This window comes from Kribbella sp. NPDC104218, from assembly GCF_055584105.1.
In genome coordinates, this window is the sequence record NZ_JBVJMQ010000005.1 from 80,923 (window position 1) to 97,187 (window position 16,265).

General features: G+C 70.0%; 14 protein-coding genes and 1 tRNA gene. 13 read left to right on the plus strand and 2 right to left on the minus strand.

Annotation, left to right across the window (positions count from 1 at the left end; all coding sequences use genetic code 11):
- Positions 1-285 precede the first annotated feature (285 nt).
- A tRNA-Arg gene (locus ACZ6ZD_RS33795) sits at positions 286-357 on the minus strand.
- Positions 358-436: 79 nt separating this feature from the next.
- Here ACZ6ZD_RS33795 and ACZ6ZD_RS33800 point away from each other — a divergent pair.
- The 13 genes from ACZ6ZD_RS33800 to ACZ6ZD_RS33860 all read left to right on the plus strand — a co-directional run bounded on the left by ACZ6ZD_RS33800 (position 437) and on the right by ACZ6ZD_RS33860 (position 15,186).
- Positions 437-1,270 (plus strand): hypothetical protein, encoded by an 834-nt coding sequence (locus ACZ6ZD_RS33800; protein WP_465678319.1) that lies wholly within the window; start codon positions 437-439, stop codon positions 1,268-1,270.
- 104 nt (positions 1,271-1,374) lie between these two features.
- Entirely contained in the window at positions 1,375-1,563 is a 189-nt protein-coding gene (locus ACZ6ZD_RS33805) for a PspC domain-containing protein (RefSeq protein ID WP_465678321.1), read from the plus strand.
- An 11-nt stretch (positions 1,564-1,574) separates the two neighbouring features.
- Positions 1,575-2,078 (plus strand): hypothetical protein, encoded by a 504-nt coding sequence (locus ACZ6ZD_RS33810; protein ID WP_465678323.1) that lies wholly within the window; start codon positions 1,575-1,577, stop codon positions 2,076-2,078.
- A 61-nt stretch (positions 2,079-2,139) separates the two neighbouring features.
- The gene (argS, locus tag ACZ6ZD_RS33815) at positions 2,140-3,798 is read left to right on the plus strand and encodes an arginine--tRNA ligase (RefSeq protein WP_465678324.1); all 1,659 of its coding nucleotides are present in this window, start codon (positions 2,140-2,142) and stop codon (positions 3,796-3,798) included.
- Positions 3,795-5,201, plus strand: coding sequence for a diaminopimelate decarboxylase (gene lysA / locus ACZ6ZD_RS33820; RefSeq protein ID WP_465678326.1), 1,407 nt, complete (start codon positions 3,795-3,797; stop codon positions 5,199-5,201). The genes argS and lysA overlap by 4 nt, the downstream gene beginning before the upstream one ends.
- A complete protein-coding gene (locus tag ACZ6ZD_RS33825) occupies positions 5,198-6,490 on the plus strand; it encodes a homoserine dehydrogenase (protein WP_465678327.1) in 1,293 nt (430 codons plus the stop codon). The genes lysA and ACZ6ZD_RS33825 overlap by 4 nt, the downstream gene beginning before the upstream one ends.
- A 4-nt stretch (positions 6,491-6,494) precedes the next feature.
- A complete protein-coding gene (gene thrC, locus ACZ6ZD_RS33830; RefSeq protein WP_465678329.1) occupies positions 6,495-7,559 on the plus strand; it encodes a threonine synthase in 1,065 nt (354 codons plus the stop codon).
- A 46-nt stretch (positions 7,560-7,605) separates the two neighbouring features.
- A complete protein-coding gene (gene thrB, locus ACZ6ZD_RS33835; protein WP_465678330.1) occupies positions 7,606-8,460 on the plus strand; it encodes a homoserine kinase in 855 nt (284 codons plus the stop codon).
- Positions 8,461-8,782: 322 nt separating this feature from the next.
- Complete coding sequence (gene rho / locus ACZ6ZD_RS33840; RefSeq protein ID WP_465678332.1) at positions 8,783-10,849, plus strand: transcription termination factor Rho; 2,067 nt, start codon at positions 8,783-8,785, stop codon at positions 10,847-10,849.
- Between the two features lie 177 nt (positions 10,850-11,026).
- Positions 11,027-11,236: a 50S ribosomal protein L31 gene (gene rpmE / locus ACZ6ZD_RS33845; protein ID WP_171677233.1), complete on the plus strand. Its 210-nt coding sequence runs from the start codon at positions 11,027-11,029 to the stop codon at positions 11,234-11,236.
- A gap of 87 nt (positions 11,237-11,323) precedes the next feature.
- Positions 11,324-12,400, plus strand: coding sequence for a peptide chain release factor 1 (gene prfA / locus ACZ6ZD_RS33850; protein WP_465678334.1), 1,077 nt, complete (start codon positions 11,324-11,326; stop codon positions 12,398-12,400).
- Positions 12,397-13,218, plus strand: a complete 822-nt coding sequence (prmC, locus tag ACZ6ZD_RS33855) for a peptide chain release factor N(5)-glutamine methyltransferase (RefSeq protein WP_465678336.1) — start codon at positions 12,397-12,399, stop codon at positions 13,216-13,218. The genes prfA and prmC overlap by 4 nt, the downstream gene beginning before the upstream one ends.
- A 135-nt stretch (positions 13,219-13,353) precedes the next feature.
- Positions 13,354-15,186, plus strand: a complete 1,833-nt coding sequence (locus ACZ6ZD_RS33860) for an RICIN domain-containing protein (protein WP_465678338.1) — start codon at positions 13,354-13,356, stop codon at positions 15,184-15,186.
- On the opposite strand, the gene ACZ6ZD_RS33865 is transcribed toward ACZ6ZD_RS33860, so the two are convergent.
- Positions 15,183-16,205 carry an adenosine deaminase gene (locus tag ACZ6ZD_RS33865; RefSeq protein WP_465678340.1) on the minus strand — a complete coding sequence of 341 codons (1,023 nt, stop codon included), beginning with the start codon at positions 16,203-16,205 and terminating at the stop codon, positions 15,183-15,185. The genes ACZ6ZD_RS33860 and ACZ6ZD_RS33865 overlap by 4 nt on opposite strands.
- Positions 16,206-16,265 lie beyond the last annotated feature (60 nt).

The window sequence follows — 16,265 nt, forward strand, 5'->3', positions numbered from 1 at the left end:
GCCCCACCCCACCAACCCACCGCCGCCACAAACCCATCCCCAAACCGTAATCACCCCCCACCCCCACCACCCTGCGGTTTCCCCCCAACTTCCCCTCACTACGCCAGGTCGGACGCGGGCGGGAGGTGGGCACGGGTGGGGTGAGGGGAGGGCCGGGGGTGGGCACGGCGGGGGTCCGGGGGGCGGAGCCCCTCCGGGTGGGGTGTGGGGGCTGCGCCCCCACAAAGCACGGCGGGCGATCCACGGTCAGCGCACTTTGCTGACATGGATCGCCCAGATCGTCCGCGCCCCCGGCAGGATTCGAACCTGCGCACCCGCCTCCGGAGGGCGGTGCTCTATCCCCTGAGCTACGGGGGCTCAGGAACGAGGTGAACAGTAGCAGCATGTTCGTGCCAAGTTCGAATTGGGGGCTGGTCGAGGGGGTAGAACTCTGGGCATGCGCAGACTGGGGATTGTCTTCATCGTGTTGATGGTTGCCGTGTTGTGGCCGGCTCAGGCTCATGCTGTGGACGGGTGGCGGTTGGTGGGGTCGGACAATGCCCGGCCGTTGGACGAGGGGCAGGGGCTCGCGACTGTTACTCGGGGCGGGGTGACGCAGTACCGGTACACGGGGTCGGGGACGGTGCCGGCGGATCTGTTGTTCCGGGGGTGGAACCACGTGGGGGATCCGGGGGCGGCGGAGGGTTGGTACGTCGAGCCGTACCAGCGGGACGACCGGGGCGGGAAGTTGTTCCGGGTGCAGTCGCCGACGGGTGCTTGGGCCAACTACACGCATGCGCTGGAGTCGTGGGAGGCGACCAACAACAGCTGGTCGGCGGTGTCGCCGGACACGCAGTGGATGGTGAACGGCGAGTGGGGGACGATGGACCGGCTGCTCGTGTTCCCGATGCCGGGTGTGCGGGCGACCAATCCGGCGCAGAACCTGCCGCTGGCGTCGCGGGTGAACCTGGATCGCCCGGTGCGCGACGTCCAGGGCTGTGACTTCGTGACGGCGACGCGGCTGCTGTGTGCGTCCGACGACCCGGCCGGGACGCTGTTCGGTACGACGAAGCCGCTGCTGCAGGTCGACCTGTCGGGCCCGGTCGGTGCGAGTGATGTGACCGGACGGGTCACCTCGCTGGGCCAGCTCCCGCTGAAGAGCGGCTGCACCGGCAGCTTCGAGGTCGAGGGCATCGACTACTACGAGCCCGACGGCACGCTCCGCGTCATCGTCCTCTCGCCGAGCGTCTGCATCACCATCGACAGCAAGACCTACCGCTTCCAGCGATAAGGGCTCTCCCTGACGAGACCCTGGAACACCGGTGCGTCGGGATCCCCATGGGTACCAGCGTCGTCATAGTGGACGTAAGCCCCCACGAAAGGATGTTGGTACTCATGGCTAGCGCTCTGGTTCGCCCGTCGCGCGGTCGCTGGTTCGGCGGTGTCTGTGCCGGACTGGCCCGCAGGTTCGACATGAAGCCGAACACGATGCGGCTGATCTTCGTGGTCAGCTGCATCCTGCCGGGACCGCAGGTGCTCATCTACCTCGCACTCTGGATCATGATGCCGGCCGAGAAGTACTAATCTGACCTCTCGTGAGAGCAGGAGTGGGTGCGCTGGCCGCGGTACTTCTGCTCGCCAGTTGCGGAGTCGGCCCCGCCGAACCGGCGGCGGCCGACCTCCGCACCACCGCGCCCCCCTGGGACGCCCCCCGGGACGCCGTCTCCTACATCGAGAAGGCCGGCTTCGAACGCCTCCCGCTCGACTTCTCCGGACCGTCGCCGTACACGCTGCGGGTCAAGGTGACCGTCGACGGGAGCCAGGTCCAGATCCCGGCCGGGATCGGCGTCGACCGCATCCGCGCCGAGCAGGCCGCCGTCCACACGCACACCACCGACGGGCTGGTGTACGTCGAGGCCAAGACCACCGCCGAGAAGCCGACGCTGGCTCAGTTCTTCACGCTCTGGGGCCTCAAGTACGACGAAAAATGCCTCGCCGGAGCGTGTCAGAACCTCAAGATCACCGTCGACGGGCAGCCCGCGCCGTGGGATGTCCCGTTCACCGGTGGCGCCAAGATCACGGTGAGTGTCGAGCGCTGAGCCGTTCCGGGCTGTGGATGGTGGGTCAAAGGATGGGGCCGGTCGCCATTAGGCTGGGGCGGTGACCCCGGAACAGCTCGCTGAGAAGATCCTGCAGGCCCTGACCGCACTCGCCGCCGACGGCGCCATCACTGTCGAGGGCGGGCTGCCGCGCGAGCTGAAGGTCGAGCGACCCAAGAACCCCGAGCACGGGGACTACGCGACCAACGTCGCCATGCAGCTCGGCAAGCGCGCCGGGATGAACCCGCGCCAGTTCGCCGAGCTGCTGGCCGCCCGGCTGACCGACGACGAGGCGATCACCGAGGTGTCGATCGCGGGCCCCGGCTTCCTCAACCTGCGGGTGGCGGCCGATGCCCAGGGCAAGATCGCGCAGGTGATCCTGGACGCCGGCCCGGCGTACGGCAGCACCGACACCCTGCAGGGCGTCGCGGTGAACCTGGAGTTCATCTCCGCCAACCCGACCGGCCCGCTGCACCTCGGCCACACCCGCTGGGCCGCCGTCGGCGACGCGCTGGCCCGGGTGCTGATCGCGGCCGGCGCGAAGGTGACCCGCGAGTTCTACATCAACGACCGCGGCAACCAGATGGACAAGTTCGGCGCCAGCCTGAAGGCCGCGGCCAACGGCGAGCCGATCCCCGAGGACGGCTACCACGGCGAGTACATCGGCGAGCTGGCCCAGCGGATCGTCGCCGAGGTGCCCGGGATCACCGAGCTGCCGGCCGACGAGCAGACCGTCGCGTTCCGCGAGGCCGGGTACGAGCGGCAGCTGAAGGAGCAGCAGAGCCAGCTGGAGCACTTCCGGACGAAGTTCGACGTCTGGTACTCCGAGCGCAGCCTCCACGAGCAGGACGGCGTCGGTCACGCGATCGAGAAGCTCCGGGCCCAGGGCCACCTGTACGACGCCGACGACGCGCTCTGGATGCGGACGACGGACTTCACCGACGACAAGGACCGGGTGCTGATCCGGTCCAACGGCGAGCCGACGTACTTCGCCTCCGACGCGGCCTACTACGTGAACAAGCGCGACCGCGGGTTCGAGGTCTGCATCTACCTGCTCGGCGCCGACCACCACGGCTACGTGAACCGGCTGAAGGCGATCGCGGCCTGCGCCGGCGACGACCCCGAGCACAACATCGAGATCCTGATCGGCCAGCTGGTGAAGATCCTCAAGGGCGGCGAGGAGATGCGGCTGTCCAAGCGGGCCGGCACCATCGTCACGCTGGCCGAGCTGGTCGAGGAGGGCGGTGTCGACCCGCTGCGGTACACGCTGTGCCGCTACCCGGTCGACTCGCCGCTGACGCTGGACATCGAGGAGATGACCAAGCAGGTCTCGGAGAACCCGGTCTACTACGTGCAGTACGCGCACGCCCGGCTCGCCTCGATCCTGCGCAACGCCGACGAGCTCGGCGTCAAGCTGGACGAGTTCGCGCCCGGCCTGCTCAGCCACGAGCGCGAGGGCGACCTGCTGCGCGCGCTGGCCGAGTTCCCGCGGATCGTCGCGACGGCGGCCGAGCTGCGCGAGCCGCACCGGATCGCCCGCTACCTCGAGGACACCGCCTCGGCGTTCCACAAGTTCTACGACAGCTGCCGGGTGCTGCCCCGCGGCGACGAGGAGGTGGAGCCGGTGCACAAGGCTCGCCTGACCCTGGTGTCCGCGACGCGGACCGTGCTGGCCAACGGCCTCGACCTGCTCGGCGTCTCCGCTCCGGAGCGGATGTGAGGGCCCACGAGGCGGGCGCGCTGCACGCCCAGGCCGGCCAGCGCGGCCCGGCCTGGCTGAGCACGCCGAGCGATGTCAACGAGCTCGTCCCGCAGCTGTGGTCGGCCACCGCGAAGAAGACCGCCGAGGGCTCGCTGGTGGTCGGCGGCGTCGACGTCCGCGACCTGATCGCCGAGCACGGCAGCCCGGCGTACGTCCTGGACGAGGAGGACTTCCGGGCCCGGGCGCGCGCCTTCCGGACGGCGTTCAAGGACTTCGACGTCTACTACGCCGGGAAGGCCTTCCTGAGTACGACGGTCGTCCGCTGGGTGATGGAAGAGGGGCTGAACCTCGACGTCTGCAGCGGCGGCGAGCTGGCCGTCGCGTTACGCGCCGGGGCCGACCCGAAGCGCCTCGGGCTGCACGGAAACAACAAGTCGCCGGCCGAGCTGACCCGCGCGCTGGACGCCGGCGTCGGCCGGATCATCGTCGACTCGCTGTACGAGATCGACCGGCTGATCGAGCTGGCCCGCGCGCGCGGCGTCGTCGCGCCGGTGATGGTCCGGGTCACGGCGGGCGTCGAGGCGCACACCCACGAGTACATCGCGACCGCCCACGAGGACCAGAAGTTCGGCTTCTCGATCACCTCCGGCGCGGCCTTCGAAGCCGTTGCCCGGGTCAACGAAGCGGCCGAGCTGGAACTGCTCGGCCTGCACTCGCACATCGGCTCGCAGATCTTCGACTCGGCCGGTTTCGAGGTCGCCGCGAAGCGGGTGATCGCCTTGCACGCAAGGGTTTCGGAGGAGCTCGGCGTCGATATGCCCGATCTCGACCTGGGCGGCGGCTTCGGGATCGCCTACACCACCCAGGACGACCCGGCCGACCCCGCGCAACTGGCGACCGAGATGGGCAAGATCGTCGAGCACGAGTGCCGCGCGTTCGGCGTCGCCGTCCCGAAGGTCTCGATCGAGCCCGGCCGCGCGATCGTCGGCCCGGCGATGTGCACGGTCTACTCGGTCGGCACCGTCAAGGAGGTCGCGCTGGACGCCGGCGCCGCCCGGACGTACGTGTCGGTCGACGGCGGGATGAGCGACAACATCCGCGCGGCGCTGTACGACGCCGACTACTCCTGCACGCTCGCCAATCGGTACTCCGACGCCGTCCCGACCCTGGCGCGGGTCGTCGGCAAGCACTGCGAGTCCGGCGACATCGTCGTGAAACACGAGTTCCTGCCGTCGGACGTCGTCCCCGGCGACCTGGTCGCCGTCCCGGGTACGGGCGCCTACTGCCGCTCGATGGCGAGTAACTACAACCACGTACCGCGGCCACCGGTGATCGCGGTCAAGGACGGGCAGACGCGCGTCGTACTGCGCCGTGAGACCGAGGACGACATGCTGCTGCTGGACATGGGGGTCGAGGGATGAGCGACAAACCTCTGAAGGTTGGCCTGCTCGGTTGCGGTGTGGTCGGCACCGAGGTGGTGCGGATCCTGACCGAGCAGGCGGATCATCTGCAGGCCCGCGTCGGCGCCCGGCTGGAGATCGCCGGGATCGCCGTCCGGCGGGCCGGCCGGGAGCGCGACATCGCGGTCGACCCGGCGCTCGTCACGACCGACGCGCAGGCGCTGGTGTCGCGCGGCGACCTGGATCTGGTGATCGAGGTGATCGGCGGCCTCGAGCCCGCCCGGAGCCTGATCCTGACCGCGCTCGAGCACGGCGCCTCCGTCGTCACGGCGAACAAGGCGCTGCTCGCCGAGGACGGCCCGACGCTGTTCGCGGCCGCGGAGAAGTACCAGCGCGACCTGTACTTCGAGGCCGCGGTGGCCGGCGCCATCCCGATCCTGCGGCCGCTGCGCGAGTCGCTGGCCGGTGACGACGTGACCAAGGTGATGGGCATCGTCAACGGCACCACGAACTACATCCTCGACAAGATGGACTCCACCGGCGCCGGGTTCGACGAGGCGCTCGAGGAGGCCCAGGCCCTCGGGTACGCCGAGGCCGACCCGACCGCCGACATCGAGGGTTTCGACGCGGCCGCGAAGGCCGCGCTGCTGGCCAGCCTGGCCTTCCACACCCGGGTCTCGATCGCCGATGTGCACCGCGAGGGCATCACCGAGGTGACCGCGACCGATATCGCCTCGGCCCGGGAGATGGGCTGTGTGGTGAAGTCGCTGGCGATCTGCGAGCTCGACGAGGCGACCGACTCCGTCAGCGCCCGGGTCTACCCGGCGATGATCCCGCTGACCCACCCGCTGGCCAGCGTCCGGGACGCCTACAACGCCGTTTTCGTGGAAAGTAAGGCGGCCGGGCGGCTGATGTTCTATGGTCGTGGTGCCGGCGGCGCCCCGACGGCCAGTGCAGTCCTCGGGGATCTCGTGTCCGCCGCGCGGAACCGGCTCAGGGGTGTGCCGGGGGTCGGCGAGTCGTCGTACACCCAGCGGGCCGTGCGTCCGGTGGGCGAGGCGATGACCCGCTACCACGTGTCCCTGGACGTGGCCGACAAGGCCGGTGTGCTGGCGGCCGTGGCCCAGGCCTTCGCCGAGCACGACGTGTCGATCCAGACCGTCCGCCAGGAGGGCCGGGGCAGCGACGCCGAGTTGGTGGTCGTCACCCACACCGCGACCGACGCGGCGCTGTCCGGAACCGTGGAGGCCTTGCGGGACATGGACATCGTCCGTGAAGTCAGCAGTGTGATGCGGGTAGAAGGCGAGTAGACGAATGGCTCACCAGTGGCGTGGCGTGATCGAGGAATACCGCGACCGGCTCCCGGTCTCGACGGACACCCCGGTGGTCACGCTCGGCGAAGGCGGTACGCCGCTGGTGGCCGCGCAGTGGCTGAGCGAGCAGACCGGGTGCGAGGTCTGGCTGAAGATCGAGGGCAACAACCCGACCGGCTCGTTCAAGGACCGCGGGATGACGGTCGCGATCTCGCTGGCCGCGCAGGCCGGTGACAAGGCCGTGGTCTGCGCCTCGACCGGGAACACCTCGGCCTCGGCCGCGGCGTACGCGTCCCGGGCCGGGATGCTGCCGCTGGTGCTGATCCCGGCCGGCCGGATCGCCAAGGGCAAACTCGCGCAGGCGATCCTGCACGGCGCCAAGCTGGTCTCGATCGACGGGAACTTCGACGACTGCCTGCGGATCGTCCGCGAGCTCGGCAAGAACTACCCGGTCGCGCTGGTGAACTCGGTGAACCCGGTCCGCCTCGAGGGGCAGAAGACCGCGGCGTTCGAGGTCTGCGACGCACTCGGCGACGCCCCGGACCTGCACCTGCTGCCGGTCGGCAACGCGGGTAACCTGCCGGCGTACTGGAAGGGCTACCGCGAGTACGCGAAGGACAAACTGGCCACCAGGACGCCGCGGATGTGGGGTTTCCAGGCCGAGGGCGCGGCGCCGATCGTCCGCGGCTCGATCGTCGAGCGGCCGGATACCGTCGCGACCGCGATCCGGGTCGGCAACCCGGCGTCCTGGACGCTGGCCGAGGCCGCGCGGGACGAGTCCGGCGGGCGGATCGAGATGGTCGCCGACGCCCAGATCCTCGAGGCGCAGCGGGAGCTGGCGGCCAAGGAGGGCGTGTTCGTCGAGCCCGCGTCGGCGGCCGGCGTCGCCGGTCTGCTGCACGCGAAGGCGCAGGGCTGGCTGCCCGGCGGCTCGACCGTCGTCATCACCGTCACCGGCCACGGCCTGAAGGACATCGACACCGCGCTCGACCACGCCAAGGTGGACAAGTCGCCGGTCACCCCCGCCGACACGGACGCCGTCGCCCGCGTCGCAGGTCTGGTCTGACGGCGTGGGGGACGATCGCCGTCCGTGTGACCAGGTCCGCGTGCGGGTGCCCGCGACGAGTGCCAACCTCGGCCCGGGCTTCGACGCCTTCGGGCTCGCGCTGAGCCTGTACGACGAGCTGGTCGTCACCCCGGGCGGTTCCGGGGTGACCGTCCAGGTGACGGGTTGCGGGGCGGACGACGTCCCGTTGGACGAGTCGCATCTGGTGGTCCGGTCGATCCGGGCCGGGCTGGCGGCGCTCGGCGTACCGGTGCCGGGGTTCACGCTGCGCTGTGAGAATCGGATTCCGCACGGTCGTGGGCTCGGGTCGTCGTCCGCGGCGATCGTCGGCGGGCTGGCCGCGGCGTACGGGCTGGCCGGTGAGCCGCTCGATCGGGAGCGGCTGCTCCTGCTGGCCAACGAGATCGAAGGCCACCCGGACAACGTGGCCGCCGCGGTGTACGGCGGTTTCACGGTCGCCTGGGTGGACGGCGACGCCGGCCGGGCCGTGCGGCTGGAGCCCGCGGAGGGCGTCGGCGCGGTGGTCTATGTGCCGGCCAATCGCGTGCTGACGAAGGAGGCTCGGGGTTTGCTGCCGAGCGCCGTCCCGCATGCGGATGCCGCTGCCAACGCCGGGAAGGCGGGGCTGCTGGTCGCGGCGCTGACGCAGCGGCCCGAGTTACTGCTGACCGCGACCGAGGACCGGCTGCATCAGGAGTTCCGGGAGCCCGCGATGCCCGAGAGTCTGGCCCTGGTGCACAAGTTGCGGGGCAGCGGACTCGCGGCGATCGTGAGCGGCGCGGGCCCGACCGTCGCCGTCCTCGGCGGCAGCGCCGCGCCGCCGGCGCCGGACGGGTGGGAGCGGCACGAGCTGCGGATCGACCCGGTCGGCGTCCAGGTCTGGTCGATGGAGGCCGGGTGAGGCGCGGAATACGCCGGAGCTGACACGCGTTGTACCCCCTGAGTCGGCCCGGCGACCCGCCGAGGTGCTAGTCTCGACTCACCCGATCCCCTCCAGGTGATCGGTGAACTCTCGTCACGATCCGGGCTGTGCTCCCGGCACCCTGTGTTGTGTGGCGACCTCCCAAGTGAATGTGACCTTGCGCCGCCTGCGCCGGGGATGTCCGGGGGGACTCAGATCGAACGAGAGCCTGTGAACCCACGTGCCGTTTCGTTCGGCCGTGGCGATGAAACGGTCGATGGTGCTGTCCGCATCTCGACGATCCGTGTGGGAAGGACCTCACGTGACAGAAACTGTTGAAGCCGCCGGATCCGACGCCGCCTCGCCGGCGCGTCGGCGCAAGGCCGGCGGCGGCCTCGAGGGCATGCTGCTCCCCGAGCTCAAGCAGCTCGCCGGGACGCTCGGCATCAAAGGCACCGGCGCGCTGCGCAAGGGCCAGCTGATCGAGGCGATCAAGGCCGCCCAGACGGGCGGCGCCGCGGGTGGTTCCACCGGCGGATCCCGGGCGAAGGCGACCCAGCCGACGCTCGACGAGAGCGTGGCGGCCCCGGCGGCGAAGACCGCTCCGGCCAAGCGCGAGGGGGGCAGCCGGCGGACGCGTGCCGCGGCCGCGGCCGAGACCCCGAAGACCGAGGCTCCGAGCGCGGAGGCCCCGAAGACCGTGGCCGCCGAGAGTGCTCCGGCCGCCGCCGAGGCGCCGGCCGTCCAGGTCGCGACGCAGAACGGCGCGACCGTCGAGAGCCGCGGCGAGCAGACCGCGGACCGCGGCGAGCGGGAGCAGTCCCGCAACTCCGGCCGGGAGCGCAACCGCGACCGCAACGACCGCAACCGGGAGCAGAACCGGGACGGCAACCGCGACAACTCCGCCCGCGACAACCAGGCCCGGGACAACTCCGGCCGGGACAATTCCGGCCGCGACACCGCGGGCCGGGGCGAGCAGAACCGGGACAACTCCGGCCGGGGCGACTCCGGTCGCGACCAGGGCCGGGACAACCGCGACAACCGGCAGGACCAGGCCGGCGAGGAGGGCGAGGGCCGTCGCCGGCGCCGCCGGGGCCGCGACCGGGACCGGGACCGCACCCGCGAGGGCCAGCCGGTGGCCGGCGGCCGTGAGCGCGACCGCGACCGGGACTCCAGCCGTAACCGGGGCCGCGGCGAGCGGTTCGACCCGGAGCCGACGATCAGCGAGGACGACGTGCTCGTCCCCGCGGCCGGCATCCTCGACGTCCTCGACAACTACGCCTTCGTCCGGACCAGCGGCTACCTGCCCGGCCCGAACGACGTGTACGTCGCGCTCTCGATGGTCAAGCGCTACGGCCTGCGCAAGGGTGACGCGATCACCGGCGCGGTCAAGCAGCCGCAGGAGGGTGAGCGCAAGGAGAAGTTCAACCCGCTGGTCCGGATCGACACCGTCAACGGGTCGGACCCGGAGATCGCCAAGCAGCGCCAGGACTTCAACAAGCTGACCCCGCTGTACGCGACCGAGCGGCTGCGCCTGGAGACCGAGCCGGGCGTCCTGACCACCCGGATCGTCGACATCGTCAGCCCGATCGGCAAGGGCCAGCGCGGTCTGATCGTCTCGCCGCCGAAGGCCGGTAAGACGATGGTCCTGCAGGCGCTCGCGAACGCGATCACCACGAACAACCCCGAAGTGCACCTGATGGTCGTGCTGGTCGACGAGCGGCCCGAAGAGGTCACCGACATGCAGCGCACGGTCAAGGGTGAGGTCATCGCCTCCACCTTCGACCGCCCGGCCGACGACCACACCACGGTCGCCGAGCTGGCCATCGAGCGCGCCAAGCGGCTGGTCGAGCTCGGCCACGACGTCGTCGTCCTGCTCGACTCGATCACCCGGCTCGGCCGCGCGTACAACATCGCGGCGCCGGCCAGCGGCCGGATCCTGTCCGGTGGCGTCGACTCCTCGGCGCTCTACCCGCCGAAGCGGTTCTTCGGCGCGGCGCGCAACATCGAGGACGGCGGTTCGCTGACCATCCTCGCCACCGCGCTGATCGAGACCGGCTCGAAGATGGACGAGGTGATCTTCGAGGAGTTCAAGGGCACCGGCAACATGGAGCTCCGGCTGCGCCGCGAGTTCGCCGACCGCCGGATCTTCCCGGCCATCGACGTCGTCGCCTCCGGCACCCGCCGCGAGGAGCTGCTGATGTCGAAGGACGAGACCCAGGTCGTCTGGAAGCTCCGCCGGGTGCTGTCCGCCCTCGACGGCCAGGCCGCCCTGGAGCTGCTCATCGGCAAGCTCAAGGAGAGCAAGTCGAATATCGAGTTCCTGCTCCAGGTCAACAAGACCACCCCGTCCGCCGGTTCGACCCACAGCACCACGAACGGCGACTGAAAGACGGAAGGGACGGGGGGTGGTCAACAAGACCACCCCGTCGGCCGGCGCCACGATCGGCGACTGAAAGACCCCTGATTACCGGTTTGCCGCTGCAAAGTGGCAAACTGGTACGTCGGTTCCGGTTCACGTTCACGCCGTGGACGACCCGGAGCACCTGATTCCTAGGAGATTGTCTTGAAGAGCGACATCCACCCGACGTACGTGAACACGAAGGTGACCTGCTCCTGCGGCGCGTCCTTCGAGACGCGGTCCACGGCCGAGAGCGGCGCGATCCACTCCGACGTGTGCTCGCAGTGCCACCCGTTCTACACCGGCAAGCAGAAGATCCTCGACACCGGCGGCCGGGTGGCTCGCTTCGAGAAGCGCTACGCCGCCAAGAAGTAGCTTTTCCACCGCGCGCCGGTTCGCCCTCAGGGGTGGACCGGCGCGCGGTTCGTATGTCCAGGGGTTTCCCGAGAGGAGGAGTGCGGCATGTTCGAGGCGGTTGAGACGCTCAAGGCGGAGTACGCCGAGCTGGAGCGGCAGATGTCCGACCCGGAGCTGCACTCCGACCAGGCGAATGCCCGGCGGGTGGGTAAGCGGTACGCGGCGCTGGCGCCGGTGGTGCGGACGTACGACGAGTGGCTGCAGACCGGGGACGACATCGAGGCGGCCCGCGAGCTGGCGGCCGAGGACCCGGCGTTCGCCGAGGAGGCGACCAAGCTGGCGGCCCGGCGCGAGGAGCTGAGCGAGAAGCTGCAGGTCCTGCTCGTCCCGCGGGACCCGAGTGACGACAAGGACGCGATCCTCGAGATCAAGGCCGGTGAGGGCGGCGACGAGTCGGCGCTGTTCGCGGGCGATCTGCTGAAGATGTACCTGAAGTACGCCGAATCGCAGAACTGGAAGACCGAGGTGCTCGACTCGGCCGAGTCCGATCTCGGCGGGTACAAGTCGATCACGGTCGCCGTGAAGGCGAAGGGGACGCCGGAGCCGGGCGAGGCGCCGTACGCCAAGCTGAAGTTCGAGGGCGGCGTGCATCGGGTGCAGCGGGTGCCGGTGACCGAGTCGCAGGGCCGGATCCACACGTCGGCGGCCGGCGTGCTGGTGCTGCCGGAGGCCGAGGACGTCGACGTCGAGATCGATCTGAACGACCTGCGGATCGATGTGTTCCGCTCGTCCGGTCCGGGTGGTCAGAGCGTCAACACGACGGACTCCGCCGTCCGCATCACCCACCTGCCGACCGGCATCGTCGTCTCCATGCAGAACGAGAAGTCGCAGCTGCAGAACCGGGAGCAGGCCATGCGCGTGCTCCGTGCCCGCCTGCTGGCCGCTGCGCAGGAGGCGGCCGACCAGGAGGCTTCTGACGCCCGGCGCTCGCAGATCCGCACGGTTGACCGCTCCGAGCGGGTCCGTACCTACAACTTCCCCGAGAACCGGTTCTCCGACCACCGCGTCGGCTACAAGGCCCACAACCTCGACCAGGTCCTCGGCGGCGATCTCGCGCCCGTCATCCAAGCCCTCACCGAAGCCGACCTCGCCGCCCGCCTGGAAGCCGTAGAGGCCCAGTGAGACCTCTGGTTGCGGCTGCTGCGGAGCGGCTGCGGTCTGCGGGGGTTGCCTCGCCTGAGTACGACGCGGCGGAGTTGCTCGCGTTTGTGACCGGCTCCAGCCGGTTGAACCTGCGGGACCCTTCGGACGACGAGCGGCGTACGTACGACGAGCTGGTTGCGCGGCGGGCTGAGCGGGAGCCTCTGCAGCATCTGACTGGGACGGCGGCGTTCAGGTACCGGGAGCTGGCTGTCGGTCCGGGGGTGTTCGTGCCGCGGCCGGAGACCGAGGTGATGGTCGGCTGGGTGCTGGAGCGGATTGCGGGGCTGACGGCGCCGCTAGTGGTGGATCTGTGTTCGGGGTCGGGGGCTATCGCGGGGGCCGTGGCTACCGAGCGGCCGGACGCCGTGGTGCATGCGGTGGAGCTGTCGGCGGAGGCCTGCGTGTGGGCCCGCCGGAACCTGGCTGGTACCGGTGCGACGCTGCACGAGGGTGACATCGACGGATGCCTGCCAGAGCTCGACGGCCAGGTGGATGCGGTGATCAGCAACCCGCCGTACATCCCGTTGACCGCATGGGAGTCCGTCACGGCCGAGGTGCGCGACCATGACCCAGCGCTCGCGCTGTGGTCCGGGGACGACGGGCTGGACGAGATCAAGGTCGTCGCGGCGACCGCGGGCCGGCTGCTCAAGCCGGGCGGCTGGTTCGCGTGTGAGCACGCGGATGTCCAGGGGGAGTCGGCGCCGGCGGTGTTCGCCGCGACCGGTCTGTACGCCGAAGTCCGCGACCAGCTCGACCTTGCGGGCCGGCACCGGTTCGCGACCGGTCGCCGGGTCTGACCCTGTGGCCAGGATCGAATAACTCGCCCCTGACCTGTTGTATACCGCAGGATACGCGGTATGTGATTGGTTCGTCGCCCACTGTCAGCACCCGGCTGCCAGTCGAGCCGGTCACCGGTGAGGAGCACGCGAGTCATGTCCGTCCTGTCCAAACTGGGGGTGCTGGCCGCGACGGTCGCGCTGATGACGCCGGTGCTGGCCGTGCCGGCCGAGGCTGCCCCGCCGAGTCCGCAACCGAAGACCGAGACAGAGCTCTGCGCGGGCCTGCAACGCGTGGCACTGGCCGGAATGGACCAGTGCACCCGCGGCCCGGAGGTGCTGCCGAACGCCGATCTGAGCGAGCGGGCCCAGCCCCTCCCGAAGGCGGTCGCGGACGCGACCATGGCCGCCAACCAGATCGTCTGCGACGGCAACGGCACCAGCGGTAAGCGAGTGCAGATCCTGTACGCACGGGAGTCCCAGCAGGCCAGCCGCTTACAGCTGTTCTTGCCGTCCTTCCGCGCCTGGGCGCACGAGATCGATGCCGCGTACAACGACAGCGCCTTCCAGACCGGCGCCAGCCGACACATCCGGTACGTGACGGACGCGGTGTCCGGCGGCTGCCAGATCAACGTGCGCGAGGCCGTCGTACCGACAGGTGGTCTGGAGACCTGGAACTCCATGGTCACGGCCCTGCAGAACCTCGGCTACCGCGACAGCGCCCGCAAGTACCTGGTGTACGCCGACGCCCAGAAGGTCTGTGGGGTCGGCACGCTGTACAACGACGACCGTCCGGGCCTGGACAACGCGAACAACACCAACACCGGCTACGCCCGCGTCGACGCGTCAGCGAACTGCTGGGGCTTCAACGCCGCCGCCCACGAGCTCGGTCACACCTTCGGCGCCGTCCAGTCGTCAGCGCCGAACTACAACGGTCACTGCAAGGACGAGTACGACCTGATGTGCTACGGCTCGGACACCCGGGTCGTGTGCGCCGACAAGGACAACGACCGGCTGCTGGACTGCAACAAGGACGACTACTTCAACACCAACCCACCGGCGGGCAGCTACCTCGCCACTCACTGGAACCTGGCCAACAGCGATTGGCTGATCAAAAGCGCCACACCGGACTCGCGGCCCGGCCCACGACACGGACAGGTCTACGAGTTCGTCAACCCGGCCACCGGCGAGGCCATCGACGTGGCCAACGGTTCGGTCGACAACCTGGCGGCCGTGAGCCACCGGCCACGCAGTGGGGCGACCAGCCAGCAGTGGCGGTTCCGCTACGAGACCGGCTGGCAGCTGCAGAACGTGAACAGCGGCAAGTGCGCCGACAGCGCCTACAGCGGCACGGCGCCCGGTACCAAGGTGATCCAGTACACCTGCAACAACCAGGACGGCATGCGCTGGACGCTGCACCCGCAGGGCGGTGACGTCTACGGCATCGTCAACACCCTCAACGGGTTGGCCATAACGGACGCCGGAGCTCACCCCGCTGCGCTCGAACAGCACCCCTTCACCGGCGCTGCGAACCAGCAGTTCCAGCTGCGCCCGGTCAGCGTGCCGAACGGCACCTACCGGATCCGCTCCGAGCTAGGCAAAGACCTGGACGTGACCAACTGCCAGAGCCAGAACGGCGCCGACGTCCGGATGTGGGACCGCGTCACCGGCAGCCCCTGCCAGCGCTGGCAGGTCACCGCGGTCGACGGCAACGTCTACAAGGTCGTCGACAGCAACACCGGCAAGGCAGTCGAGGTGGCGGGCTGCGTCACCACCGACGCCAAGCCGGTGCAGCTCTGGGACTACTACGGCGGCACCTGTCAGCAGTGGCGGATCACCGCCCTGTCCAACGGCGCCTACCAGCTACTGGGCGTCGGCAGCGGCAAGTCGCTCGACGTAGCCGGCTGCAACGCCGCAGCAGGCTCCGACGTGATCATCTGGCCGTTCCACGGCGGCGCCTGCCAGCGCTGGTACTTCGACCCGGTTTAGGCGTTCTCAGCGACGTACGCGTCGATCTCGGCCGTCAGGGTGTCCTTCAGTGCGTCATCGGCGAAGGACACCCGGACGGCGGTCTTCGCGAGCTCGCCGACGCCCGCCGCGTCGAGCTTGAGGAGGTTGGCGGCGACGGCGTACTCGTTGTTCAGATCGGTGCCGAACATGGGCGGGTCGTCGGTGTTGATGGTGACGACGAGCCCGGCGTCGACCATGGCGGGCAGCGGGTGGACGTCGTAGGACGCGACCGCCTGCGTGGCCAGGTTGGAGGTGGGGCTGACCTCGAGCGGGATGCGGTGCTCGCCGAGGTAGTCGACCAGCGCCGGGTCCTGCATGGCCGACGTGCCGTGGCCGATCCGCTCGGCGCGCAGGACGCGCAGCGCGTCCCAGATCGTCTCCGGGCCGGTGGTCTCACCCGCGTGCGGCACGCTGTGCAGGCCCTCGGCGATCGCCGCGTCGAAGAACGGCTGGAACTGCGGCCGCGGGACGCCGATCTCCGGCCCGCCGAGCCCGAACCCGACCAGACCCTCCGGGCGGATCTTCGTCGCGATCCGCAGCGTCTCCTCGGCCGCCGGCAGGCCGGATTCGCCGGGGATGTCGAAGATCCAGCGCAGCGTGATGCCGAGTTCCTTCTCGGCCGCGACCCGGGCGTCCTCGATCGCCTCGCAGAACGCCTCGGCCGGCATCCCGCGGAGCACCGAGGTGTACGGCGTCACGGTCAGCTCGGCGTACCGCAGGCGCTGCTCGGCGGCCATCTCGCGGGCGATCTCGTAGGTGAGCAGCCGGACGTCGTCCGGTGTCTTGATCAGGTCGACGACGGTCAGGTAGATCTCGATGAACTTCGCGAAGTCGGTGAACTGGAAGTACGCCGCCAGCGCGGCCGGGTCGGCAGGGACCGGCGAGCCCGGGTGCCGGGCGGCCAGCTCGGCGACGATCCGCGGCGAGGCGGATCCGACGTGGTGGACGTGCAGCTCGGCTTTCGGCAGTCCGGCAAGGAATTCACGCGTCACGGTCATGGCCGGGATCCTAGGGAGTCGGCGGCCCGGAGGGGAGGAAAGTTGACAATCGAGTGTCAA

Coding starts and splice junctions, on each gene's coding strand:
- ACZ6ZD_RS33800 (WP_465678319.1), top strand. CDS start 437: ATGCGCAGACTGGGGATTGTCTTCATCGTGTTGATGGTTGCCGTGTTG.
- ACZ6ZD_RS33805 (WP_465678321.1), top strand. CDS start 1,375: ATGGCTAGCGCTCTGGTTCGCCCGTCGCGCGGTCGCTGGTTCGGCGGT.
- ACZ6ZD_RS33825 (WP_465678327.1), top strand. CDS start 5,198: ATGAGCGACAAACCTCTGAAGGTTGGCCTGCTCGGTTGCGGTGTGGTC.
- thrC (WP_465678329.1), top strand. CDS start 6,495: ATGGCTCACCAGTGGCGTGGCGTGATCGAGGAATACCGCGACCGGCTC.
- prfA (WP_465678334.1), top strand. CDS start 11,324: ATGTTCGAGGCGGTTGAGACGCTCAAGGCGGAGTACGCCGAGCTGGAG.
- ACZ6ZD_RS33860 (WP_465678338.1), top strand. CDS start 13,354: ATGTCCGTCCTGTCCAAACTGGGGGTGCTGGCCGCGACGGTCGCGCTG.
- ACZ6ZD_RS33865 (WP_465678340.1), bottom strand. CDS start 16,205: ATGACCGTGACGCGTGAATTCCTTGCCGGACTGCCGAAAGCCGAGCTG.